This is a genomic window from Mesorhizobium sp. M1142, from assembly GCF_040318565.1.
In the GTDB taxonomy this organism is placed as follows: domain Bacteria; phylum Pseudomonadota; class Alphaproteobacteria; order Rhizobiales; family Rhizobiaceae; genus Mesorhizobium.
The window spans coordinates 35,900-58,414 of the sequence record NZ_JAMYMK010000024.1 but is presented as its reverse complement, the minus strand read 5'-3'; the positions used below and the strand labels follow the sequence as shown (position 1 = coordinate 58,414).

Sequence of the window (22,515 nt, the reverse complement as noted above, 5' to 3'; positions counted from 1 at the left end):
TTTGCGCCGCCCCGTAACTCGCAACAGCCGGGACGAACTCCCCTAACCCATTACCCCGGAGCAACGTTTTCACTATTTTGGCAATTGCGCAACCACCAAATAGAACAGCAGTTAACGCATGCTTCCGTGATCAAGGGCTGTGTGTCAGGTCACCAAGGTGGGCTGGCTTGGACGGCGGCTGCGCGTCCCTCCTCCCCGACCAGCTCTCCATAACCCCTCACAACCCCATCAAGCCCACGTATTCGCCACGTCTCCCCTTCGCACGCCTCGAGATAGGACTGGCCGAGCGGGACTTTCCCTCCGCCGTCCGGCAGGTCCAGCACGTAGACGGGATTGCAGATGCCGGACAGGCGCGCACGCAAGGCGCTGACCAGCGCCTGGCCCTCGGCGATCGTGGTGCGCCGGTGCGCCATTCCGCGCACGAGGTCGCCGTGGTGCAGGTAATAGGGTTTGACGCCAAGGCGATACATCAGCTCGCGGCACAGCTCTTCCAACACCTCGACCGTATCGTTCACGCCTTTCAGCAGAACGCTCTGGTTCAGCAGCACGAAGCCGCCCTGCCTTAAAGTACGGCAGGCCCGCTCGGTCGCCTCCGTGATTTCGCGTGGATGGTTGAAATGGGTGACGACAGTGACCATCAGCCGGCCCTGCAAGGCTTGAACCAACCGGCCGGTGACGCGCGACGGCAGCGCGACGGGTACGCGAGTGTGGATGCGCAACAGCCGCACGTGCTGGATCGCCTCGAGACGGGCGCGGATTTCCGCCAGCGCCTTGTCCGGCAGCGACAGCGGGTCGCCGCCGGTCAGGATCACCTCGCGGATTTGCGGATGGGCCGCGATATAGGCGAAGGCCTCGTCGAGAGCTTCGCGCGTATAGCCGCGGCCGATCGAGGTCAGCTGCTCCTTGCGAAAGCAGAACCGGCAATAGACGGCGCATTGATAGGTCGGGAACAGCAGAACCCGGTCGGCATGGCGATGCGTCAATCTCGGCACCGGACTGAAGGCGTGGTCGGCGATCGGGTCGTCGAGCTCGCCCTCCTGCTCTGCCAGCTCGTCGGGCGACGGGATGACCTGAAGCCGTATCGGATCGGCGGGGTCGTTCCAGTCGATCAGGTCGAGATAGGCCTTGGGGATGCGAACCTTGTGGCGCGTGGCCGCAGCTTCGGCCGCCGCCCGCTCGGCTGGCGACAGCGGCAGCGAATCCAGATCGCCTACATGCCGCACGCCGACGCGAACATCGTCCCGCCATGCGGCATCCGCTTCGCGAGCGCGCCGGTCATCGGCTGTCATGCCGGCCGCATCGACCGCCATGCTGGCGTCGGGGATGTCGGGATGTGAGGTCATTGCAGGCTCCTTCAATTTCGGCCGGGGTACAGCATTGGAGCCAGGACTTGAAGACAATAAGCGGTGTTGGCCGGGTTGGAGGGCGCGGCAGGAAGCCACAACCGGCCACTGATCGGCACAATCGTCCAACAGCGCTGAGACACAACATTAGCTTGCGCTCATATTAGCTTGAGCGTATACACATAAACGGCCGGTCATCTACCCCCCAACCGGTTAGGCTCGGCGCCAGTCCCTCCCTACCCCTCAGGTCAACGACGCCGGGCCGCTCGGGGTCCGCCCGGTCGCCCGCGGCTGAGACCGGATCGTCGACCTCTTCGATGTCGATCATGCCCCCTGCTCAAGCAGCACCCAACTGAACATACCAGCTGAACACATCGGCGATGCCCGCGTCTCTCGGCCTTCCCGTCGCCGGCCGCGGTCGCTAATCTCGGATTGCGAAAAAGCTGGAGAACAGCGTATGGCGAACGACTTGTCGCCAAGGCTGTTGGAGATTGTCAATGCGCTGCCCTTGCGGCAGGGCATGCGAGTGCTGGAGATCGGCTGCGGGCCGGGTGCTGCAGCGCGCGAGATCGCGCGCCGGATCGGCGGCGGGCACGTGCTGGCGATCGACCGCTCGGCCAAGGCCATCGCGCAGGCCGGGGCCGCTTCGCGCGCCGAGATTGCGGCAGGCCGGCTGAGCCTTCGCCAGGTCGCCATCGAGGATTTCGAGTTGGAGGCCGACGAGAAGCACTTCGACATTGCCGTTGCGGTGCGCGTCGGCGCGCTGGACGGGCGTCATCCCGAAGCAGGAAAAATCGCCCTGCAGCGGCTCGGCGCGGCGTTGACCGCGCAAGGCCGGCTGTTCATCGACGGCGGCGATCCGCTGCGCGAAATTGCGATACACGGCTGAACAGCTCGTGCTTAGCCTCCGGAATCGAGCGGCAGAGCTGGGTGCGCGCCTCAGCTCCGCAACCCCGGCGCCTCCTGCCCGGTGCGCTCGACATATTCGGTATAGCCGCCGCCATAGGTGTGGATGCCCTCGGGCGTCAGTTCCAGCACCCGGTTCGACAGCGCCGCCAGGAAATGGCGGTCATGCGAGACGAACAGCATGGTTCCCTCGTACTGCGACAGTGCCGTGATCAGCATCTCCTTGGTGGCGATGTCGAGGTGGTTAGTCGGCTCGTCCAGCACCAGCAAATTGGGCGGATCGAACAGCATCAGCGCCATCACCAGCCGCGCCTTCTCGCCGCCCGACAGCACGCGGCATTTCTTCTCGATCTCGTCGCCGGAAAAGCCGAAGCAGCCGGCCAGCGCCCTGAGCGGCGCCTGGCCGGCCTGCGGAAATGCATCTTCCAGTGTCTGGAACACGGTGCACTCGCCCTCCAGCACTTCCATGGCGTGCTGGGCGAAATAGCCCATCTTGACGCTGGGCCCGCGCGCCACCGTGCCATTGTCCGGCTCGGAAGCGCCAGCGACCAGCTTCAGCAGCGTCGACTTGCCGGCGCCGTTGATGCCCATCACGCACCAGCGCTCGCGGCGGCGCACCTGAAAATCCAATCCCGCGTAGATCAAGCGGCTGCCATAGCCCTTGTGCACGTTCTTCAGCGTCACCACGTCCTCGCCGCAGCGCGGCGCCGGCTGAAAGTCGAACGACACTTTCTGGCGGCGCTTGGGCGGCTCGACCCGGTCGATCTTGTCCAGCTTCTTCACCCGGCTCTGCACCTGCGCGGCATGCGAGGCACGCGCCTTGAAGCGCTCGATGAAGGCGATCTCCTTGGCCAGCATCGCCTGCTGGCGCTCGAACTGCGCCTGCTGCTGCCGGTCGGCGATCGCCCGCTGCTGCTGGTAGAATTCGTAATTCCCCGAGTAAGCGGTCAGCGAGCCACCATCGATCTCGACCACCTTGTTGACGATGCGGTTCATGAACTCGCGGTCATGCGAGGTCATCAGCAGCGCGCCGTCGTAGTTCTTCAGGAACTGCTCCAGCCAGATCAGGCTTTCGAGGTCGAGATGGTTGCTCGGCTCGTCGAGCAGCATGGCGTCGGGCCGCATCAAAAGGATCCTGGCCAGTGCCACCCGCATTTTCCAGCCGCCGGACAGCTTGCCGACGTCGCCGTCCATCATCTCCTGGCTGAAGCCAAGGCCGTCCAGCACCTCGCGAGCACGCCCATCCAGCGCGTAACCGTCGAGCTCCTCGAAGCGGTGCTGTGCCTCGCCGTAACGGGCGATGATCTCGTCCATTTCACCGGCGCGATCGGGGTCGCCCATCGCGTGCTCGAGCTCACGCATCTCGGCCGCCACTTCGCTCACCGGCCCGGCGCCGTCCATCACTTCGGCAACGGCGCTGCGGCCGGACATGTCGCCGACATCCTGGCTGAAATAGCCGATGGTGACGCCGCGATCGACCGAGACCTGGCCCTCGTCAGGCTGCTCCTCGCCGTTGATCATGCGAAACAGCGTTGTCTTGCCGGCGCCGTTAGGCCCGACCAGCCCGACCTTCTCGCCCTTCTGCAACGCGGCGGAGGCTTCGATGAAGACGATCTGCCGGCCGTTCTGCTTGCTGATGCTTTCGAGACGAATCATGGTTTTCCAGGAAAGGCCAAAGGAGAGTTCTCGCGCCAATACGCGATAGGCCGCGCCGGCGGAAGCCCGCAGTAGTGAGGCGCCCCGCGCCAAATTGTCTGAACCCAGTTGCTTCCCGGCTGGATCAGGCTTTGACGGCGTAGGGATGAGCCGGCGGATCAGCTATCGGTCAGGGCTTTTGTCGTCGCCAGCTTGACCCCGGCGGCGGCAAATGCCGCATTGTGCCGGGCGATGATCTCCGCGGCGGTCTCGCTGGCCGCGTCGAGCGTGCTGTGGGCGTCGGAAACCACGGTGCCCTTCACCGTGGCCGCCACGCAGAAATCGGTCTGCGCGCCGATCAGAACGACCTCGCCGGCGCCCTGCCCGGCCACCCATTCTGCAAGCGCGGCATTGCTGAACGCGTCGCCGACACGCTTGGCGAACGTCGGCTCGTCCTCGGCCTGGCCGAGCGCCGGCCACACCGGCCAGCCCGGCTCACCCGGCGCCAGTGGATCGCCCTGCGGCCCGTCATGCCTGATGAAGGCGACCTTGCGCCCGCTGCGCCGTGCCCATTCGATCAGCGCCCGGGTGCGGGCAACGATGCCGTCGGCATCATGGATCGGCGGTTCGGCAACACCGTCGAACATGCCGGTCTGAAGGTCGATCACGATGAGCGGCGCCGTGGCCGCGGGGCTGGTCCCTGACATGGTTTTTTATAGCACGAGGGCGGAGCTGATCAAGGATCAGGGCCGCGATGGCGCGCACGGGCAACCGCAAGTGGCTGGAGTTCGAGATATGTGACAATCCGCTTGCAGCGGCGCTAACATAGCGCGCCATTGGGATGTGGGTCAGTTCGAAATTCCGGCTATCGGCCGTGACCGGATTGCATTCGTGGCAAGCTCCTGCGAAGAAATTCCCATGACACATGCAGCCGTAGCTTTCCTTGCGATCGTGACTTCGGTGTTGGTTGCGATCCTACCCGCACAATCGCAAGAGTGGACGCCCTCGGAGGACGCGGTTCGAGATGCAACGGAAACGGTTGGTCGCTATTTCCTTTCGCTCGATAGCCAAGAGTATGGGCGGGCATACGAAATGATAACTGATACCGCCAAAGCTTCGATCCCATCGAACGCCTTCGTGGAGCAAAGTAAACATTTTCATTCTCAGGCCGGCGCTGTGCGCGAGCGCCGGCTACTCAAATTCACGTGGTTGAAGGACCCAGAGAACGCTGCCTTTCCTGGCGTCTATGCCGCAGTCGACATAGCGGCGAAGTTTGAAAACATCGATCGTTACTGCGGCTATATTGTCCTCTATCAGCGGCCGTCAGGTGGAAATTTTCGAGTCATGCGGGTCGAAAGCAACTTCATCGACAACTCTACCGCGAAAAGCATTGAAAAGACCCAATCGAAACTCGAATTGGATCGAGCATGGGCCGAGTTGTCGGCTAACTGTCCGAATTTTCCATCGTGAAGGTGAGGCGGTCCGTTTTTGTACCTTCCGCAACCATCGGCTTTTCGGTTTCCCTCGCTTCGATCAGCGCAACGATGTCGGTGAACTCCTACAGTTTGCCGGCCGAGGATGATGAACGCGGGGAGATCGCAGCGTCTGTCCTCATCCAATCCCACCTGTCAGCTCATAGGCGCCGGCGGCGCGCCCGTCCTAAAGCCGCACGATGGTGCCCTTCTTGCGGTTTGGAGGTTGGCGAAAGTGGAGGGGCAGTTCAATTCCCCCTTGGGGTCCCTCGGGCCCGAAGGAACGGGCCCTTCGCAAAGTAGCCGGCGGCCCCCGGTGCACGATCACACCCGGCCCGATGTCCCATCCTCGCCAAAAATCCCGGTCACCCAGTCGATGAACAGGCGTACCCGTGGCGCGAGCTGGCGGTTCTGTGGGTAGAGCGCCGACAGCGGTGTCGGCGACGGCGGGTAATCCGGCAGCACTTCGACAAGCGTGTCGCGTGCGAAATCCCCGGCGAAGCGGTAATGCGGCGCCTGCACCAGGCCGAAGCCGAGACGCGCCAGCTCCGCCATCGTGTCGGAGCCGTTGACCGTCACCCGGTTGGGCAGGCTGACATAGCGCAACGCGCCGCCGACGGTGAATTCGAGCGGCATGACCTCGCCGGTCCGCGACGAGCGGAAGCCGACCATCAGATGGCCTTCGAGATCGTCGAGGGTTGCCGGCATGCCGAGGCGTTCGCCCGCGAAGCGGCGCGGCCAACCTGACTGGTTGCCGCCCGGAAAGGCGGCGCCAGCCTCCGTGCCTCACTTCAACTCCACCCAGACCGGCGCGTGATCGCTGGCGCCGGTCTCGCCGCGCACGTCGCGGTCGATGCCCGCCGCTACCAGCCGGCGCGACAGCTTCTTGCTGAGCAAGATGTGGTCGAGCCGCAGGCCGGCATCGCGCGGCCAGCGATTGCGGCGATAGTCCCAGAATGTGTAGAGCGTCTCCGTCGGGTACTTCTTGCGCAGCGCGTCAAGCCAGCCCTGGTCGAGCAGCCGCTGGAACGATGCGCGACTTTCCGGCTGCACCAGCGCGTTGTCGTCATAGGAGCGGGTCGGGTAGATGTCGCGCGCCTCGGGCACGATGTTGTAGTCGCCGGCCAGCACCACGGGCAGGCCGGTGTCGAGCAACTGCGCCGCATGCGCCTCCAGCCTTTCGTGCCAGTTGAGCTTGTACTGGAATTTCGGGCCGGGCTGCGGGTTGCCGTTCGGCGCGTAGAGGCAGGCGACGACGATACCGTTGACCGCCGCCTCGATGTAGCGCGCCTGCTGGTCGCTATCGTCGCCGGGCAGCGCCTCGCGGGTCAGAACGGGTTCTGCGCCACGCGAAAGGATGGCGACGCCGTTCCAGGTCGGCTGCCCGACCCAAACCGCGCCGTAGCCGGCGGCCGCCAGCGCAGTGCGCGGAAACTGCGTCTGTCTCGCCTTGAGCTCCTGCAGGCAGGCGATGTCGGGTTTGGCGGCGGCCAGCCATGCGAGCAGGTTCGGCAGCCGGCTGTTGATGTTGTTGACGTTGAAGGTGGCGATCTTCATCGGCCTGCTTCAGCGCACGATGCGTTCGGTCCACGCCTTCACTGCATCAGCGAGCGTCTTCAGATGATCGGCGGTGGAGAAGCCGGAGATGTTTTTGCGCGGCTTCAGATCATGGTCGCCATCTTCCAGCCAGAGGATCTCGATCGCCTCGGACAGAGCATAGGTCGCGACCTCGTCTTTGGTCCCGAACTCGTCGCGCGTGCCCTGGAGGATCAATGTCGGCGTCTTGAGATCGGCGAGGTGCTTTGTCCGAAGCTGCGTCGGTTTGTCCGGCGGATGGAAGGGGTAGCCGAGGCAAAGCAGGCCCGAGATCTCGCCCTTCGAAAACATCTCGTCGGCGATCATCGAAGCGACGCGTCCGCCCATCGACTTGCCGCCGATGATGAGCGGACCCTCCACGCCCTTCGCCCGGAGGTCGGCGATCGCCTTGACGTATTCCGGGTTAACCGTCTCGGCGCGCGGCGGCGGCTTGCGATGGCCGTAGCGGCGGGCGGCCATGTAGTGGAATTCAAAGCGCGCGACGCGGAAACCGGCCGCGGCGAGCGCTTTTGCCGTGGCTGTCAGCGAGGGCGAGTCCATAGGAGCGCCTGCGCCATGCGCGAGCAGGATGGTGATGGCGGCGGTGTCGGGGCCGTCGAAGAGGAAGGTGGTCATGGGGTGGCCCGCAGATGAAGGCCGAGATCCTTCGCACCCCCCTCTGTCCTGCCGGACATCTCCCCCTCAAGGGGGGAGATTGGATGGCGTCGGCGTTTTCGCCAACCACCAAAGCTGAAAGGCACGCGGGGCGCCGGAGCTGCCGATCTCCCCCCTTGAGGGGGAGATGTCCGGCAGGACAGAGGGGGGTGTTCAAGCGCGGTCATTGAACCACCTATCCCGCCGATTTCCGCGCCAGCTGCAAATCCACGAACTGTATCCCCTTGGCCGCCATACGCGCCCATTCGGAATTGGCGTCGAGCTCGAGATAGCGCACCCAGCGACGCCGCGCCTCGGCGAGATTGCCGGCGTCGAACTCCAGCCTCGCAAGGTTGAACACCGCGTCGGCATAATTGGGATCGAGTGCGATAGCCTTCAGCAAATGGCGGCGCGCCGAGGCTACCCGCCCCTCTTCGCTCATCAGCCCGGCAAGATTGAACCAGGCCTCGACGAAGCCGGGATCGAGCTTTATCGCGCGGGCATAGTCGTGCGCCGCCTCGGCCGCGTGGCCGGCCGCGCGCAGGCAGTTGGCGCGGTTGAAGGCGGCGATGGCATCGCTCGGGTCGATGGCCAGGCAGCGCTGGTAGAGTGCCGCCGCCTGCTCGTGGTCTTCAGCCTCTTCCGCCGCCTCGGCATCGGCGAACAGCTCTTCCAGCGTGTCGTCATCCTGCGTTCCCAGATCGAACAGCAGCTGGCCGTCAAGTTCGCTCTGGCCTCCCTCGAGATAGATCGCGTTGGCCCGCCCATGCTGCGAGCCGACGGCGAGCGACTTGGCGGTGAGCGAGGCGACCGGGCCCGAGCGATGCACAGAGCGCGCGATCGCCCCCCATGAGGCGCCGCCGGCAACCAGCCCGGCATATTTGCGGGCGAGGATCAGGTCGCGAAAGGAATACGGTTCGCAATCATGCTCGAAGGCATCGAACAGCGACAAAAGGTCGAGATCCGCGCCGGTCAGCCGCGACTGGTCGATCAGGGACTGCCGCGACAGCGCCGAAGCCTCCGGCGCTTTCATCAGCCCGAGCAGGCGCAGGAAGCCGTTCTCGCTGACCAGCTTGCGCCCGGCCGCGCGCTCGGTGACGACGCGGCGTTCAATCTCGGTATCGCCGGCCCTGGCGAGCAACATGCGGCCCAACACGACATGTGTGGTGCGCCGAGTGACGCCGCGCCGCAACTGGCCGTGCCGGCGCTCGACCTCACGCGCCGCCAGCCTGAGCGGGAAGGCCGCCAGCGCGCCGACGATGCCGAAGACCGTGCCGGCGAGAGCCGTCACGCCTTGCTCTTGCCGACGGCTTTGAGAAGGTTCGCCTTGAGCGGGTTTTCCTTGGCCGCGGCGGCGCCGGCCTTGGCGGATTTCGCCGCGGGCTTGGCCGTTTCATCGGCCTTGCTCTTGGACTTGGCCGGCGGCTTGGCCGATTGCGACAGGCTCGCCTTCAGCGCATCCATGAGGTTGATGACATTGCCGCGCTCAGGCGCCGCCGCGATGATAGGCTTGTGGCCCTTGAGCTTCTCGCGGATCATCGCCATCAGCGCGATCTCGTAGCGGTCCTCGTAATTCTTTGGATCGAAGGTGGTTTCCTTCTGCTTGATCAGCGCTTCGGCCAATTGCAGCATTTCGGGATCGGGGTTTCCGGCCGGGATATTGCCGAAATATTCAGCCGTGCCACGCACTTCGTTCGGATTCCTCAAGGTGCAGACGAACATGCCGTTCTCGCGCGCGCCGATCGTCACGACGCGCTCGCGACTGGACAGCACAAGGCGGGCGATCGCCAGCTTGCCCGATTTGCGCATCGCTTCGCGCAGCACGGCAAAGGTCTCCTCGGCCATTGCGCCATCCGGCGCCAGGTAATAGGGCGCGTCCTGATAGATGACGTCGACCGAATGCTCGTCGACAAAAGCCTCGATGTTCATCGTATGGTTGGATTCGATGCGCACCGCATCGAGATCGGAGTCCTCGATGATGATGTACTGCTTGTCCTCGTATTCGTAGCCCTTGACCAGGTCCGAACGCTCGACCAGCCCGAGCTCGGGGTCGACCGGCTTCATGTTGATGCGGTTGTGCGTCTTCTTGTGCAGCTGGTTGAAGCTGATGCGTTCGCTGGCGCTGGTCGCCGGATGGAGCCGGACCGGACAGCTGACCAGACTGAGCTTGAGGTAACCTTTCCAACTTGCCCTGAGCGCCATGAAATACTCCTACGCGGCCTTGTGCTGTCGAACAGTTCGCAGCGTTCATTCGTCCGGAGGACGAACGGGACTGCCGAAATCCTACATTGCCCTTACAATACCGGGCCCTTACAATACCGGCAAATCCCTAGCGAAATCTTCCTCCGCTGAGAGCCGCCTGCACGCAAGAGGTCCATGGCGAAGAATAATTCAAATTTTCCGGAGCGTCGATGGAGTCTGGGGCCCGCAGAACTACCTCGCGGTGGCTATCAACGGCAAATCCCGGGCGAAATCTTCCATGTCGGCCCAAGGGTCGCCTGACGTCGCCAGCAGGCCCGGCAGTGACGAATAATTCAGGTCCTGCGGGGCGTCGACGGATTCCAGGTCGCTCCAGCTCACCGGTGTCGAGGCCGGCAAATTGGTGCGGGCGCGCAGCGAATAGGGAGCCGCCGAGGTGTGGCCGCGCGCATTGCGGTGATAGTCGATGAAGATGCGCCGCTTGCGGTTATCCTTGCCCATGGTGGTGGTGAAAGTGTCGGGCGCGGTGGCGGCAAGATGCGTGGAGATGGCGCTGGTCGCCTGATGCAGTTTCTTCCAGTTCTGCTTTTGTGTCACCGGCACGGTGATGTGGATGCCGTGGCCCCCGGAGGTCTTGGCGAACGGCACCAGCCCTAGCGCTTCGAGCTCGCTGCGAATATGCACCGCCGCCTCCACCACGTCGCGCCAGGCGATCCCCTCGCCCGGGTCGAGATCGAAAACGATCAAGTCAGGCTTGTCGAGCCGCGTGCGATGGGTGCCCCAGGTGTGGAACTCGACGACGCCGAACTGCGCCAGCGCCAGATAGCCCTTGGCGTCTTCCACCGAGAGATAGGATTTGGTCTCGCCCTCGGAGTTGGTCGCCTCGAAGGTCGCCACGGATGACGGCATGCCGGTGAAGGCATGGCGCTGGAAGAAACAGTCCTGCGGTCTGCCGGTCGGGCAGCGCACCAGCGACACCGGCCGGCCGAGAATGTGCGGCAGCATGAAATCGCCGACCAGCGCGTAATAGACGGCAATGTCGAGCTTGGTCGGGCCGGTCTTGCCGAACAGCCGCCGCGTCGGGTTGGTCACCCAGATGGTTGCGAGGTCGGCCTCGGCGATCAGCCGCTTGCGCTTGGCCGAAACCGGCGTCGACAGGCCGACGTCGCGCAGGCCGCGGAACACGGCATGGCGCAGCGCATTGTCGGTGGTCCGGTTGGCGTAGTGGATATGCGCCGAAAGCAGCGGCCGCACCCACTTCATCTCGCGCATGATTTCGCGCGGAACACCTTCCGGCGCGGACGCCCCGGCGCGCAACGGCTCCAGCCGCGCCAGCAACTCGCCGGCGGTGGCGGCGTCGAAGCCGGTGCCGACCTTGCCGCGATAGTGCAGCTCGCCATCCTCGAATTCGCCGAGACCGAGTGCGGCCAGCCCCTCGGCCGCGTCGGAGACAGTGTAGCCGGCGATAACGAAATCGCCGGTCTGAAGCGCCTTGGTCTTGGTCCAGGTCTTGGTGCGGCCGCTCTGGTAGACCGCCGTAGCACGTTTCGAGACGACGCCCTCCAGCCCCATTTCCGATGCCTGGTCATAAAGCGCCTGGCCGTCGCCCTCGGCGTGATCGCTGTACTGGATGGCGGAGTTGGCGCCAAGACCGGACAGCAGCTGCGAAAGCAGCGTCTTGCGCCGGCGGAGCGGCACTTGCCTCAGGTCCCAGCCGTCGAGATAGAGGAGGTCGAAGGCATAGAAGTGGAGCTTGTTGCCGGCGCCTTCGGCCAGCGCATCCTGCAAAAGGGCAAAGCGGCTGATGCCCTTGGCGTCGAGCGCGACGACCTCGCCGTCGATGATCGCCTCGCGGCAGGGCAGCCTGGCGAAGGCAAGCGGCAGGTCGCCATAGCGCTTCGTCCAGTCGAGGCCGGCGCGGGTGATCAGCCTGACCTTCCCGTAGGAAACATGCGCCATGGTGCGGTAGCCGTCGAACTTGATCTCGTGCAGCCAGGCTTCGCGCGTTTTTTCCGCGGGACCTTCGCCGCCCGGCGGTTTCGAAACCTGCGTCGCCAGTTGCGGCTCGATGCGGGTGGGCGGCGGCGCCTTGACGGCGCCCGGCAATGCACCTGGCTTCAGCACCACCGGCTTGGCAGGCTTGGCGGCCGGCTTCGGCGTTGCCACCAGTTCCTCGATGCGGCGTCCGGATTTGACGCTTTCCGGCCGGGCTTCCAATATGTCGAGCTTGGCGTCGGCGGCCAGATCACGCTCCTTGAGCAGCAGCCAGTTCTTCTTGCCCTCATCCTCGCCGGGCTTCGGTTTCAGCCGCGTCAGCATCCAGCCGCCATTCAGCTTCTCGCCGGCGAGGCGGAACTTGAAGGAGCCGGTGCGCAGGCTCTTCTCGACGTCGTCCATCGGCGCCCAGACGCCGGTATCCCAGACGATCATCGGCCCGCCGCCATATTCGCCTTCGGGAATGACACCTTCGAAGTCGATATATTCGAGCGGATGGTCCTCGGTCTCGACCGCCAGCCTTTTATCGGCCGGATTGAGCGAGGGGCCGCGCGGCACCGCCCAGCTCTTCAGCACGTCGCCGACCTGGAGGCGAAGGTCGTAGTGGTCGGCGGTGGCGTGGTGCTTGTGAACGACGAAGCGGTTGCCTTCCCCGGCAACCAGCCCGCCGGCGGGTTCCGGCGTCCTCGTGAACTCGCGCTTCGCGCGATAGGCCTTGAGCTTCGAAGGAGCTGGCATGGACTAGACGTAGGTGGCGGGCAAAAGCAACGAGCGCAGCATCAAAATCCCATCGCAGCGGCGCTCCAATGTCACGGCATCGATCCCAGGGTCTCCGCGACGCAGCTTCGCTCCTGCTCCGCCCTGGGATGACGAAGGATGGGAGGTCACGCCGCTCAATCGTCGGTGGCCGGTGTCAATTCGAGTTCGGCCGGCGACAGGCCCTGCTGCAGCTGGCAGAGCCGGAATTCGTCGACCCAATAGGCCTCGCCATCGACCAGCACGCGCGCGCTGTAGCTGCCGGCCGAAAAACGCTGCGCAGTGATGTACACCTTGTGGCGGTCGAGCGCGTTCCGCACCGCGGCGCGCTTGGATTTCTGACTGGCGACGGAACTGGCCATGCTGGTCACTCACGCACAAGCCGCAAGGCGGCGTGCCTTAAGGATGGCCGAGAGCGTGTCGGCTGTCAATTTGGCGGTCGCTGCGAGCCGCGCGCGGTGGCGCCTCCCGATCTGTGGAAACCGAGCCGGTGCGCTATATTGCCCTGGCGGCTTGGAACGCGATGCTGATCCGGAGAGCTTCACATGACATTGACGATGCGCAAACTCGGCAGCCAGGGCCTGCAAGTCTCGGCAATCGGTCTCGGCTGCATGGGCATGAGCCAGTCCTACGGCCCGGCCGACGAGGCGGAATCGACCGCCACGCTGCACCGCGCCATCGAACTCGGCTGCACCTTCCTCGACACCGCGGAAGTCTACGGGCCGTACGCTAACGAGGAGCTGCTCGGCCGCGCGCTGAAGGGCCGGCGCGATGAAGTGACGATCGCGACGAAGTTCGGTTTCCGCATCGAAAACGGCAAGCAAGTCGGCACCGGGCGCGACAGCCGGCCCGAACATATCCGCGAGGCTTTGGAAGGTTCGCTGAGAAGGCTTGCCACCGACCATGTCGACCTCCTCTATCAGCACCGCGTCGATCCGGCGGTGCCGCTCGAGGATGTGGCGGGTGCTGTCGGCGAGCTGATCGCTCAGGGCAAGGTTCGCTTCTTCGGCCTGTCGGAAGCCGGTGCCGCCAACATCCGCCGGGCGCATGCCGTTCATCCGGTGTCGGCAGTGCAGAGCGAATACTCGCTATGGGAGCGCAATCTGGAACCGGAAATCATTCCGCTGCTGAAGGAGCTCGGCATCGGCCTGGTGCCGTTCTCGCCGCTCGGCCGCGGCTTTCTCACCGGCGACGTCAGGCGCGCCGAAGACTATCCAGAGGGCGATTACCGGCGCGGCGACCCGCGCTACCAGGGCGCCAACTATGACGCCAACATGCAGGCGGCAGCCATGGTACTCGACATCGCCGCGGCCAAGCGCGTCAAGCCAGGCCAGATTGCTCTGGCCTGGCTGCTCCACAAGGGGAGCGGCTTCGGCATCGACATCGTGCCGATCCCCGGCACCAAGCGCCGAAAGTACCTCGAGGAGAACGTCGCCGCGGCTTCGATCAAGCTCGACACAGCCGAGATGCAGGTGCTCGACGACGCATTGGCGCCGGGCAAGGTCGCCGGTCCGCGCTACGGCGAGCGCACCATGGTGATGATCGATCGGTAGGTCTTGCCTTCTCCCGTTCTTGCGCAAAGCTCCGGCCTTGGTTAGCATCCTTGGGCAGGCACCGAGCGGAGGAGAACGTCGCGGTGGACCGGCTGGAGCGCCGTTGCGTCCCTTCAAACACGAGTTGGGCGCTCGAAGGACACTCCATTTTTGAATCGACGCAAGGAACCTTCCGGAAAACCCATTCCGGTTCCGGGGTCGTGCGCTCATCTGGGAGGAGACTAAATTGATCAACAGACGTGAATTCCTGCTGTCGACCGCGGCGATGGGCGCCCTGGCGGTGGCCGCTCCGCAACTGGCTTTTGCCCAGGACAAGCTGACCATCCTCGGCTCGGTGCCGAGCCTCGGCTTTCCGTTCTTCGTGCACATGCTGAACCAGATCAAGGCGGAAGCCCAGGCGCAGGGCGTCAACCTGATCGAGAGCGACGGCCAGAACTCGGCGCCCAAGCAGACCGCCGACATCGAGGCGGCACTCGTGCAGAAGGTCAACGCCATCGTCATCTCGCCGCTCGACGTCAACGCGCTGGCCCCAGCCATCGAAGAAGCGGTCAAGGCCGGCGTTCCCGTCGTCACCATCGACCGCCGCGTCGACGGCGTCGAGGGCATCCTCGCCCATGTCGGCGCCGACAATGTCAAAGGCGGCGAGGCCGAAGCGCAGGCCATGGTGGCGGCGTTCCCGAACGGCGCCAAGATCTTCCATCTGCAGGGCCAGCCCGGTGCCGGCCCGGCGATCGACCGCAACAAGGGTGTGCACAATGTCCTCGATCCGATGAAGGACAAGTACCAGATCATCTTCGAGCAGACCGCCAACTTCGCCCGCGCCGAGGCGCTGTCCGTCACCGAGGCCGGCCTTGCGGCCAACGGCAAGCCCGACGCGATCATCTGCGCCAATGACGACATGGCGCTTGGCGCGGTTGAAGCCTGCGCGGCGCGCAACTTCACCGACGTCAAGATCTACGGCTTCGACGCGCTTCCCGAAGCGCTGGTCGCCGTGCGCGACGGCAAGCTGGCCGGAACGGTCGAGCAATTCCCCGGCGAACAATCGCGCACTGCGGTGCAGATCGCGGTCGCCTACGCCAGGGACAAGACCGAGCCGAAGGAAAAGCTGGTGCTTTTGACGCCGATCGTCATCGGCAAGGACAATCTCGACAAGGCGGAGAGGCTGGGCGAGACGAAGTAAGCGCCGAGGGCGCACAGCGCCAAAAGCAGCGTTCTGTCGCGCCCCCTCTGCCCTGCCGGGCATCTCCCGCTCAAGGGGGGAGATTGGCAGTTTCAACGCGTCGCCTTCTCTTCAACGCCGGAGTAGCGAAAGCCTGGGTGACATCCGATCTCCCCCCTGGAGGGGGAGATGTCCGGCACGACAGAGAGGGGCGCTGTCCCGTGGCCTTTCGGGTGGACCACAATTCAAGGAGCATCCTTTGCCAGTCGAAGCCATTGCGCCATCGCCCGCCCTGCTCGCCGTCGAGGGCGTGACCAAGCGCTTTGCCGGCGTCACCGCGCTGAACGACGTTTCGCTTGAAGTCCGCCCCGGCGAGATCCTCGGCCTGCTCGGCGAGAACGGAGCGGGCAAATCGACGCTGCTCAAGATCCTGTCCGGCGTGATGCCGCCGTCCAGCGGCCGCATCGTCTTCGACGGTGTCGAATTCAGCCCGCACAATCCGCAGGATGCCAAGCGCCACGGCATCGTAACAATCTACCAGGAGCTGAGCCTGATCCCGACGCTGACCGTGGCGGAGAATATCTTCATCGGCCGCGCGCCGCTCGGCCGGTTCGGGCTGGTCAGTTGGCGGCGAATGGAGGAAGATTCCCGCACGATCATCGCTCGCGTCGGGCTCAATCTCGACCCGGCGACGCCGGTTTCCGCACTGTCGGTGGCCGAGCAGCAGCTGGTCGAGATCGCCCGCGCGCTATCGCTGAAGAGCCGCTTGATCATCATGGACGAGCCGACCTCGGCGCTGACCGAGACCGAAGTGCACAGGCTGATGTCGATCATGGACCGGCTGCGCAAGGATGGCGTCGCCATCATGTTCGTCACCCACCGGCTGGAGGAGGCATCGGCGATCTGCGACCGTATGACCGTGCTGCGCGACGGCAGGCTGGCCGGCCATCTCGACCGCGAAGGCGGGCCGATCAGGCTGCCGAAGATCATCGAGAAGATGGTCGGCCGTGCCGCTTCCGAGCTCTATGCCAGGCCGACGCAGCGCGATGTCGCCGGCGACGTCCGGCTCTCTGTGCGCGGCCTGCGCACGGTGCGCGATCCGCAGGCGCCGCACGCCATCGTACTCGAAGGCGTCGATCTCGACCTCAAGGCGGGCGAAATCCTCGGCGTCGCCGGGCTCGTCGGTTCCGGCCGCACCGAGCTCGCCCGCGCCATCTTCGGTGCCGACCGCATTGCCGCCGGCACCATCATGCTCGACGGCAAGCCGATCGCGCCGGCATCACCCGCCGACGCCATCGAGCTCGGCATCGGCCTGGTGCCGGAGGACCGCAAGCACCAGGCAATCTTCGCAGCACTCGCCATCCTCACCAATTTCTCGATCGCCGCGCTCGACCGCTACTCCAGTGTCGGTTTCATGGCCGAGCGGCGCGAACGCGAGGCGCTGGCGAACTACAGGAAGATGCTGTCGATCCGCATGGCTTCGCCCGAGCAGGCGATCGAGGGCCTGTCCGGCGGTAACCAGCAGAAGGTGATCCTTGCCCGCTGGCTGGCGCGCGATCCCAAGGTGCTGATCGTCGATGAACCGACGCGCGGCGTCGATGTCGGCGCCAAGGCGGAAGTGCACCAGATCCTGGTGGAACTCGCCGCGCGCGGCATCGCCATCATGATGATCTCTTCGGAGCTGCCCGAGGTGCTTGCAGTGTCGGACAGGATCGTCACCATGCGGCGCGGGCGCATTACCGGCGAGATGCCCGGCGTCGAGGCGACCGAGGAGAAACTGATGGAACTGATGGCGCTCGACCAGAAGCAGGAAGCAACGCAATGACCAGTACGACCGAACGGAGCCAGCGCGGTGGCGTCAATATTGCGCGCCTGCTGATGAGCTTCGGCCCGCTGATGTTCCTGGCGTTGCTGATCGTCGTCTTCACTGTGCTGAAGCCGAGCTTCATCGACCCGATCAACCTGTTCAACATCATGCGCCAGATCTCGATCACCGGCCTGATCGCGCTCGGCATGACCTTCGTCATCCTCACCGCCGGCATCGACCTGTCGGTCGGCTCGCTGCTCGCCTTCTGCGGCATGGTCGCGGCGGTGGTGGCCAAAGGCGGCACCGCCAACACGCTGTCGCTGTCGACAACGGGCACGCAGGGCTATGGCTGGTTCGCCGCCCTTCTCGCCGCCGTCGTCGTCGGCGCCGTGGCCGGCGGCGTCCAGGGCTTTGCCATCACCAGGCTGAAAGTGCCGCCCTTCGTCGTCACGCTCGGCGGCCTAACCGTGTTTCGCGGCCTGACCTTGACCATCTCCAATGGTGGCCCGATCTCCGGCTTCGACGCCTCGATGCGCTGGTTCGGTACCGGCCTGATCGGCCCGGTACCGGTGCCGGCGATCATCTTCGCGATTGCCGCCATCCTTTGCCACATCGTGCTGCGCTACACGCGCTACGGCCGCGCGGTCTACGCAGTCGGCGGCAATGCCGAGGCCGCGCGCCTCTCCGGCCTGCGCGTCGACCGCATCCTGATCTCGGTCTACATCATCGTCGGCTTCTTCGCCGGCCTTGCCGCCTTCGTTTTGTCGGCGCGGCTCAACTCCTCCGAAGCCGTCGCCGGCATCGGCTACGAGCTGACGGTGATCTCGGCGGTCGTTATCGGCGGCACCTCGCTGTTCGGCGGCATCGGCAGCGTCGGCGGCACGGTGGTCGGTGCAGGACTGATCGGCGTCTTGCAGAATGGGCTGCAGTTCAACAACGTCTCGTCCTACACGCAAAGCATCGTCATCGGCCTGATCCTCATCCTCGCCGTGGCCTTCGACCGCTGGCTGAAATCGCGGGTAATGCGGTGATGGCCGAGCGAACGCTGCGGTGCCATAAACTGCACGGCAGGTGGCGATGCCTCAAATAAGAACCATGACCGAACAGGATGTTCCGGCGGTGTCGCGGCTGCTTGGAGGGTCCTGGCGACAGACCTATTCGCCGATCCTGGGTGCCGCGACCACGGCACGGCTGTCGGATGAGAGGCACGCGCCGGAGCGGCTGGCGTCCGAGCTCGGGGACGACAACAAGATGTCCTTCGTCGCCGAGCGGGCTGACAGCTCGCTCGCCGGTTATGCGATGGCAGCGATGGACGACAAGGGCGAGGTCATGCTCGAGCGGCTCCATATAGACAAAAGCGAGTACGGCACCGGCCTTGCCGCCGACCTGCTGCATGCCGTTCTTGCCGCGCATGCGGGTATTCCCAGCATCGCCCTGGAAGTGATCGAGGGCAACGACCGCGCAATCGCCTTCTATCGCAAGCACGGCTTCGAGGTCGTCGAGCGCCGGCCGGCTGCACACGGCGTGGGCGGCCACGCCTCGCTGATCATGCGCCGGCTGCTGCCGATGGCTTAGCAAGCGAAAGCGGCTGAGCGCGTAATCTCCCCCCTTGAGGGGGAGATGTCCGACAGGACAGAGGGGGGCGCCGCGCGTGAGGCGCCAACTTTCTCTTTCGTCCAATATGGCGTCGCGCCAGGACGTACCGACCCCCTCTGTCGCCTTCGGCGACATCTCCCCCTCAAGGAGGGAGATTGGCACTCGCTCAGGCCGGGGCGTTGACGCGCTGTGGGCGCGTTGCCCAGTCGGCAACGGTCGCGCCAGCAACGCTCTCGCCGGCAACCATCCCGTTCGTCTGCGGCGCAAGCAGGTCGTTGCGGCGGGCGAAGGCAACGAAGGTGGCGCGCGCCGTTTCGGCGTCGATCTCTCCTTCCAGTGCTGCACGGCACGCTTTTGCGGCGATGTCATGCGCGGCCGTCCGGCTCGTTGCCGGCCATTCAGCCAAAAGTGCATAGGCCTCAGCCGCGCTTTCTATCTTCGTCGGTGTACCGAGGCCGGTGAGGATATTAACCGGCTTGTCGAACGAAGCACGATCCATGACACTCTCCTTTCCTGGCTCAATCGGCTCCTTTCGGAACTCCACCGCGCGGGCGCTTCGATCCTCGAGGGCCGCCTGCAGAACGATGCCACCGATCTGCGAGTTGGACGCAATCGGGGGCATGCCCGGCCGCGGCAGCAGCCGATGCACCTTGACCAGCGCTTCGAGCCAGGCCGCCACGCCCAGCGGCGGATGTTCGCGCCCGTAGAGCCACGCCTTTGCCTTGGCGAGCGGGTATCCCGCCTCTTCGGCGAAATCGTTTTCCGACCACCGCAGCAGGCGCAGGCATTCGCGCATCCGCGCCGCGATCATTTGCGCTCCTCCGTGCCGGCCCCCACGCGTTGAGCCGATAGAAACATCAGCGTGTAGGCCGCCTTGCGGCGGTCCCAGCCGGCCGACTCGGCCATATCCAGCAAGCCGTCGACCAAAGGCGCCAGCGCCGCCCTGCAGTCGGCTTCATAGTTGAAATCGTTTTTCGGGCGGGTCGGCGCCGCGATCTTTCCAAAACTGTCCATCATATCCATGGCAACACCTGCTCAGCATTAGTCCCGGACCGGCAAGACCGTGCCCGCTTTTGGCGGACACGGTCCATCTGCCGTTTCGAAGTCGCGCTTTGGAAGCCTGGCTTTAGAAGTCCATGCCGCCACCGCCGGGCATTGCCGGCGCGCCAGCTTCCTTCTTCGGCTTCTCGGCCACCATCGCCTCGGTCGTCACCAGCAGGCCGGCGACGGAAGCGGCATCCTGCAGAGCGGTGCGCACCACCTTGGCCGGATCGATGACGCCCTGGCCGAAGAGATCGCCATAGTCGCCGGTCTGCGCGTTCCAGCCGAACGAGAACTCCTGCTTTTCGCGCAGCTTGCCGACGATAATCGAGCCTTCGGCGCCGGCATTTTCGGCAATCTGGCGCACCGGAGCCTCGATCGCGCGCCGCACGATTTCGACACCGGTCTTCTGGTCGGGATTGTCGACCTGAATATTGTCGAGCGCCTTTGCCGCCCGCAGCAGCGCCACGCCACCGCCGGGCAGGATGCCCTCCTCGACCGCGGCACGGGTGGCATGCATGGCGTCGTCGACCCTATCCTTGCGCTCCTTGACCTCTATCTCGGTCGAGCCACCGACGCGGATGACGGCGACGCCACCGGCGAGCTTGGCCAGCCGCTCCTGCAGCTTCTCGCGATCATAGTCGGAGGTGGTCTCCTCGATCTGCGCCTTGATCTGGGAGACCCGGCCCTGGATTTCGCTCTTCGAGCCGGCACCGTCGACGATCGTGGTGTTTTCCTTCTCGACCACCACCTTCTTGGCGCGGCCGAGCATGTTGAGCGTGACGTTCTCGAGCTTGATGCCGAGATCCTCGCTGATTGCCGTGCCGCCGGTCAGGATGGCAATATCCTCCAGCATGGCCTTGCGGCGATCGCCGAAGCCCGGTGCCTTGACGGCCGCGACCTTCAGGCCGCCGCGCAGCTTGTTGACGACCAGCGTCGCCAGCGCCTCGCCCTCGACGTCCTCGGCGATGATCAGCAGCGGCTTGGACGACTGCACCACCGCCTCCAGCACCGGAAGCAGCGCCTGCAGGTTGGACAGCTTCTTCTCGTGGATCAGCACATAGGGCTCGTCGAGCTCGACGCGCATCTTGTCCTGATTGGTGATGAAATAGGGGCTGAGATAGCCGCGGTCGAACTGCATGCCTTCGACGACTTCGAGCTCCGTCTCGGCGGTCTTGGCTTCTTCGACGGTAATGACGCCCTCATTGCCGACCTTTTCCATCGCTTCGGCGAGGAAGCGGCCGATCTCGGCGTCGCCATTGGCCGAGATGGTGCCGACCTGGGCGATTTCGTCGTTCCTGGTCACCTTGCGGGCATTGGCCTTGAGTTCGGCGACGACGGCTTCGACCGCCTTGTCGATACCGCGCTTCAGGTCCATCGGGTTCATGCCGGCGGCAACCGCCTTAGCGCCTTCCTGGACGATCGACTGCGCCAGAACGGTCGCGGTCGTGGTGCCGTCGCCGGCGACGTCACTGGTCTTCGAAGCCACCTCGCGGACCATCTGTGCGCCCATGTTCTCGAACTTGTCCTCGAGCTCGATCTCCTTCGCCACGGTGACGCCGTCCTTGGTGATGCGCGGGGCGCCGAACGACTTGTCGAGGACGACGTTGCGGCCCTTGGGACCGAGCGTCACCCTCACCGCGTCGGCGAGGATGTTGACGCCGCGCAGCATCTTCTCGCGGGCTTCGGTATGAAATTTCACATCTTTGGCAGCCATTGGATCACTCCTTCGATAGGCAGCTTCGTTGACTGGAATGCTTGTTCAGGCCCACTCAGGCAGCCTTCTTCATCTCGCCGGCGCCCTCGATAACGCCCAGCACGTCGCTCTCTTTCATGATGAGCAGATCCTCGCCATTGAGCTTGATCTCGGTGCCGGACCATTTGCCGAACAGGATGCGGTCGCCGACCTTGACGTCGAGCGGCTGCAATTGGCCGCTGTCGTCGCGCGCGCCCGGACCGGCGGCAATGACCTCGCCCTCCTGCGGCTTCTCCTTGGCGGTGTCGGGGATGATGATGCCGCCGGCGGTCTTCTCGTCGACCTCGATACGGCGGACCAGGATACGGTCGTGCAATGGACGGAACGTCATGTCGTTCTCCTCTCGGGACAAACAGATTTTCGAAGATCCTCCTGACCGAACCGGCAATATCGGCCCGGCACGGGGTGCGCGACCCCTTCATCAGGCATCGCGCGCATACGAACTAGTCGCGCTTTTTTCTGCTTTCAAGAGGGTCACGCAAAAATTTTAGCACTCGACGCATGAGAGTGCCAATGCACTGTAATCGTTCGCACATTAGCCGCTCTCAGCTAAAGTGCGGCTCAAATTTTGGCGCGATATTTCAAAATGCCGCCGGTCCGGAGCCGCTCGTGGCGGCGGGAACCTATGTGGAAGGCGAGGCGTTTTGCAGACCGAGATTTCAACGGACCGAGATTTCAACGGAAAGGACGATCGCATGACCAGCAGGGACTTTCAGCTCCAGATGCAAGGGTTTGGTCTTACCACGGCGGAGATCCACTATCGCCTGCCCGATCATCGGAGCCTGCTGCAACTCTATATCTGGCAGGAATACGATATTGCCCCCGATTTCCCGACGCTGAAGCATTTCCTCGATTTCTGGGAGCGCGAAATCGAAGGCCCGCTGCATTCGGTGCGCGTCGCCCATCATCACCTGATCCAGCCCTCCGAATGGCGGGCCGTAAACGGCATTATCACCGTCCACTGAGGAGCAAGCCGATCTGCCGCTAGACAGCGGGCAAAGTCTCTCGCGGTGGGGGAAAGGCAGTTGCCTTTTCCCCAACTTGTTTTGGAGTTCAAATATCGGAGGG

The 22,515-nt window shown here is 64.5% G+C and carries 21 protein-coding genes and 1 pseudogene; 8 read left to right on the top strand and 14 right to left on the bottom strand.

Annotation, left to right across the window (positions count from 1 at the left end; translation table 11 throughout):
- Window positions 1-149: 149 nt before the first annotated feature.
- Window positions 150-1,343 (bottom strand): KamA family radical SAM protein, encoded by a 1,194-nt coding sequence (locus NKH42_RS27600; protein WP_502896256.1) that lies wholly within the window; start codon window positions 1,341-1,343, stop codon window positions 150-152.
- Between the two features lie 457 nt (window positions 1,344-1,800).
- Here NKH42_RS27600 and NKH42_RS27595 point away from each other — a divergent pair, with 457 nt between their 5' ends.
- Complete coding sequence (locus tag NKH42_RS27595; protein ID WP_352691413.1) at window positions 1,801-2,232, top strand: SAM-dependent methyltransferase; 432 nt, start codon at window positions 1,801-1,803, stop codon at window positions 2,230-2,232.
- 50 nt (window positions 2,233-2,282) lie between these two features.
- Here NKH42_RS27595 and NKH42_RS27590 read toward each other — a convergent pair whose 3' ends face one another.
- Both NKH42_RS27590 and NKH42_RS27585 read right to left on the bottom strand, forming a co-directional pair.
- Window positions 2,283-3,905 carry an ABC-F family ATP-binding cassette domain-containing protein gene (locus NKH42_RS27590; RefSeq protein ID WP_352691415.1) on the bottom strand — a complete coding sequence of 541 codons (1,623 nt, stop codon included), beginning with the start codon at window positions 3,903-3,905 and terminating at the stop codon, window positions 2,283-2,285.
- A gap of 158 nt (window positions 3,906-4,063) precedes the next feature.
- Window positions 4,064-4,591 carry an isochorismatase family protein gene (locus tag NKH42_RS27585; protein WP_502896258.1) on the bottom strand — a complete coding sequence of 176 codons (528 nt, stop codon included), beginning with the start codon at window positions 4,589-4,591 and terminating at the stop codon, window positions 4,064-4,066.
- A 211-nt stretch (window positions 4,592-4,802) separates the two neighbouring features.
- Here NKH42_RS27585 and NKH42_RS27580 point away from each other — a divergent pair, with 211 nt between their 5' ends.
- Window positions 4,803-5,354 carry a DUF4019 domain-containing protein gene (locus tag NKH42_RS27580; protein ID WP_352507786.1) on the top strand — a complete coding sequence of 184 codons (552 nt, stop codon included), beginning with the start codon at window positions 4,803-4,805 and terminating at the stop codon, window positions 5,352-5,354.
- Between the two features lie 326 nt (window positions 5,355-5,680).
- Here NKH42_RS27580 and NKH42_RS27575 read toward each other — a convergent pair.
- The 7 genes and pseudogenes from NKH42_RS27575 to NKH42_RS27545 form a co-directional block, all read right to left on the bottom strand.
- Window positions 5,681-6,076 (bottom strand): annotated as a pseudogene (locus tag NKH42_RS27575) (LysR substrate-binding domain-containing protein); the annotation flags it as partial.
- A gap of 66 nt (window positions 6,077-6,142) precedes the next feature.
- The gene (locus NKH42_RS27570) at window positions 6,143-6,913 is read right to left on the bottom strand and encodes an exodeoxyribonuclease III (protein ID WP_352507788.1); all 771 of its coding nucleotides are present in this window, start codon (window positions 6,911-6,913) and stop codon (window positions 6,143-6,145) included.
- Window positions 6,914-6,922: 9 nt separating this feature from the next.
- Window positions 6,923-7,567, bottom strand: coding sequence for an alpha/beta hydrolase family protein (locus NKH42_RS27565; protein ID WP_352507789.1), 645 nt, complete (start codon window positions 7,565-7,567; stop codon window positions 6,923-6,925).
- Window positions 7,568-7,781: 214 nt separating this feature from the next.
- The gene (locus NKH42_RS27560) at window positions 7,782-8,876 is read right to left on the bottom strand and encodes a tetratricopeptide repeat protein (RefSeq protein WP_352507790.1); all 1,095 of its coding nucleotides are present in this window, start codon (window positions 8,874-8,876) and stop codon (window positions 7,782-7,784) included.
- A complete protein-coding gene (gene ku, locus NKH42_RS27555; RefSeq protein WP_352752598.1) occupies window positions 8,873-9,787 on the bottom strand; it encodes a non-homologous end joining protein Ku in 915 nt (304 codons plus the stop codon). The genes NKH42_RS27560 and ku overlap by 4 nt, the downstream gene beginning before the upstream one ends.
- A 231-nt stretch (window positions 9,788-10,018) precedes the next feature.
- Complete coding sequence (gene ligD, locus NKH42_RS27550) at window positions 10,019-12,517, bottom strand: DNA ligase D (protein WP_352752600.1); 2,499 nt, start codon at window positions 12,515-12,517, stop codon at window positions 10,019-10,021.
- Between the two features lie 155 nt (window positions 12,518-12,672).
- Window positions 12,673-12,897 (bottom strand): hypothetical protein, encoded by a 225-nt coding sequence (locus NKH42_RS27545; RefSeq protein ID WP_352507793.1) that lies wholly within the window; start codon window positions 12,895-12,897, stop codon window positions 12,673-12,675.
- A 183-nt stretch (window positions 12,898-13,080) separates the two neighbouring features.
- Between NKH42_RS27545 and NKH42_RS27540 the strand changes: the two genes are divergently transcribed.
- The 5 genes from NKH42_RS27540 (at window position 13,081) to NKH42_RS27520 (ending at window position 18,629) form a co-directional block, all read left to right on the top strand.
- On the top strand, window positions 13,081-14,088 hold the full coding sequence (locus NKH42_RS27540; protein WP_352752602.1) for an aldo/keto reductase: 1,008 nt from the start codon (window positions 13,081-13,083) through the stop codon (window positions 14,086-14,088).
- A gap of 229 nt (window positions 14,089-14,317) precedes the next feature.
- On the top strand, window positions 14,318-15,268 hold the full coding sequence (locus NKH42_RS27535) for a substrate-binding domain-containing protein (RefSeq protein ID WP_352507835.1): 951 nt from the start codon (window positions 14,318-14,320) through the stop codon (window positions 15,266-15,268).
- Between the two features lie 238 nt (window positions 15,269-15,506).
- Window positions 15,507-17,072: a sugar ABC transporter ATP-binding protein gene (locus tag NKH42_RS27530; protein WP_352507795.1), complete on the top strand. Its 1,566-nt coding sequence runs from the start codon at window positions 15,507-15,509 to the stop codon at window positions 17,070-17,072.
- Window positions 17,069-18,085, top strand: a complete 1,017-nt coding sequence (locus tag NKH42_RS27525) for an ABC transporter permease (RefSeq protein WP_352507796.1) — start codon at window positions 17,069-17,071, stop codon at window positions 18,083-18,085. The genes NKH42_RS27530 and NKH42_RS27525 overlap by 4 nt, the downstream gene beginning before the upstream one ends.
- A 64-nt stretch (window positions 18,086-18,149) precedes the next feature.
- Window positions 18,150-18,629, top strand: a complete 480-nt coding sequence (locus tag NKH42_RS27520) for a GNAT family N-acetyltransferase (protein ID WP_352823705.1) — start codon at window positions 18,150-18,152, stop codon at window positions 18,627-18,629.
- 187 nt (window positions 18,630-18,816) lie between these two features.
- Here NKH42_RS27520 and NKH42_RS31320 read toward each other — a convergent pair whose 3' ends face one another.
- From NKH42_RS31320 to NKH42_RS27500, 4 genes are all read right to left on the bottom strand, one after another.
- Complete coding sequence (locus tag NKH42_RS31320; protein ID WP_502896260.1) at window positions 18,817-19,461, bottom strand: DUF982 domain-containing protein; 645 nt, start codon at window positions 19,459-19,461, stop codon at window positions 18,817-18,819.
- Window positions 19,458-19,673, bottom strand: a complete 216-nt coding sequence (locus tag NKH42_RS27510; protein ID WP_254819654.1) for a hypothetical protein — start codon at window positions 19,671-19,673, stop codon at window positions 19,458-19,460. The genes NKH42_RS31320 and NKH42_RS27510 overlap by 4 nt, the downstream gene beginning before the upstream one ends.
- Window positions 19,674-19,776: 103 nt before the next feature.
- Window positions 19,777-21,408 carry a chaperonin GroEL gene (gene groL, locus NKH42_RS27505; protein ID WP_352507798.1) on the bottom strand — a complete coding sequence of 544 codons (1,632 nt, stop codon included), beginning with the start codon at window positions 21,406-21,408 and terminating at the stop codon, window positions 19,777-19,779.
- 55 nt (window positions 21,409-21,463) lie between these two features.
- Window positions 21,464-21,778, bottom strand: coding sequence for a co-chaperone GroES (locus NKH42_RS27500; protein WP_254819656.1), 315 nt, complete (start codon window positions 21,776-21,778; stop codon window positions 21,464-21,466).
- Between the two features lie 364 nt (window positions 21,779-22,142).
- Here NKH42_RS27500 and NKH42_RS27495 point away from each other — a divergent pair, with 364 nt between their 5' ends.
- A complete protein-coding gene (locus NKH42_RS27495) occupies window positions 22,143-22,412 on the top strand; it encodes an usg protein (RefSeq protein ID WP_023718102.1) in 270 nt (89 codons plus the stop codon).
- Window positions 22,413-22,515 lie beyond the last annotated feature (103 nt).

Bases quoted from the DNA above. Each gene is read 5' to 3' on its own strand.
- ligD (WP_352752600.1), bottom strand. From the start codon at position 12,517: ATGCCAGCTCCTTCGAAGCTCAAGGCCTATCGCGCGAAGCGCGAGTTC.
- NKH42_RS27510 (WP_254819654.1), bottom strand. From the start codon at position 19,673: ATGGATATGATGGACAGTTTTGGAAAGATCGCGGCGCCGACCCGCCCG.
- NKH42_RS27580 (WP_352507786.1), top strand. From the start codon at position 4,803: ATGACACATGCAGCCGTAGCTTTCCTTGCGATCGTGACTTCGGTGTTG.
- NKH42_RS27500 (WP_254819656.1), bottom strand. From the start codon at position 21,778: ATGACGTTCCGTCCATTGCACGACCGTATCCTGGTCCGCCGTATCGAG.
- NKH42_RS27565 (WP_352507789.1), bottom strand. From the start codon at position 7,567: ATGACCACCTTCCTCTTCGACGGCCCCGACACCGCCGCCATCACCATC.
- NKH42_RS27495 (WP_023718102.1), top strand. From the start codon at position 22,143: ATGACCAGCAGGGACTTTCAGCTCCAGATGCAAGGGTTTGGTCTTACC.
- NKH42_RS27585 (WP_502896258.1), bottom strand. From the start codon at position 4,591: ATGTCAGGGACCAGCCCCGCGGCCACGGCGCCGCTCATCGTGATCGAC.
- NKH42_RS27545 (WP_352507793.1), bottom strand. From the start codon at position 12,897: ATGGCCAGTTCCGTCGCCAGTCAGAAATCCAAGCGCGCCGCGGTGCGG.
- NKH42_RS27595 (WP_352691413.1), top strand. From the start codon at position 1,801: ATGGCGAACGACTTGTCGCCAAGGCTGTTGGAGATTGTCAATGCGCTG.
- ku (WP_352752598.1), bottom strand. From the start codon at position 9,787: ATGGCGCTCAGGGCAAGTTGGAAAGGTTACCTCAAGCTCAGTCTGGTC.
- NKH42_RS27525 (WP_352507796.1), top strand. From the start codon at position 17,069: ATGACCAGTACGACCGAACGGAGCCAGCGCGGTGGCGTCAATATTGCG.
- groL (WP_352507798.1), bottom strand. From the start codon at position 21,408: ATGGCTGCCAAAGATGTGAAATTTCATACCGAAGCCCGCGAGAAGATG.
- NKH42_RS27590 (WP_352691415.1), bottom strand. From the start codon at position 3,905: ATGATTCGTCTCGAAAGCATCAGCAAGCAGAACGGCCGGCAGATCGTC.
- NKH42_RS27520 (WP_352823705.1), top strand. From the start codon at position 18,150: ATGACCGAACAGGATGTTCCGGCGGTGTCGCGGCTGCTTGGAGGGTCC.
- NKH42_RS27600 (WP_502896256.1), bottom strand. From the start codon at position 1,343: ATGACCTCACATCCCGACATCCCCGACGCCAGCATGGCGGTCGATGCG.
- NKH42_RS27540 (WP_352752602.1), top strand. From the start codon at position 13,081: ATGACATTGACGATGCGCAAACTCGGCAGCCAGGGCCTGCAAGTCTCG.
- NKH42_RS27570 (WP_352507788.1), bottom strand. From the start codon at position 6,913: ATGAAGATCGCCACCTTCAACGTCAACAACATCAACAGCCGGCTGCCG.
- NKH42_RS31320 (WP_502896260.1), bottom strand. From the start codon at position 19,461: ATGATCGCGGCGCGGATGCGCGAATGCCTGCGCCTGCTGCGGTGGTCG.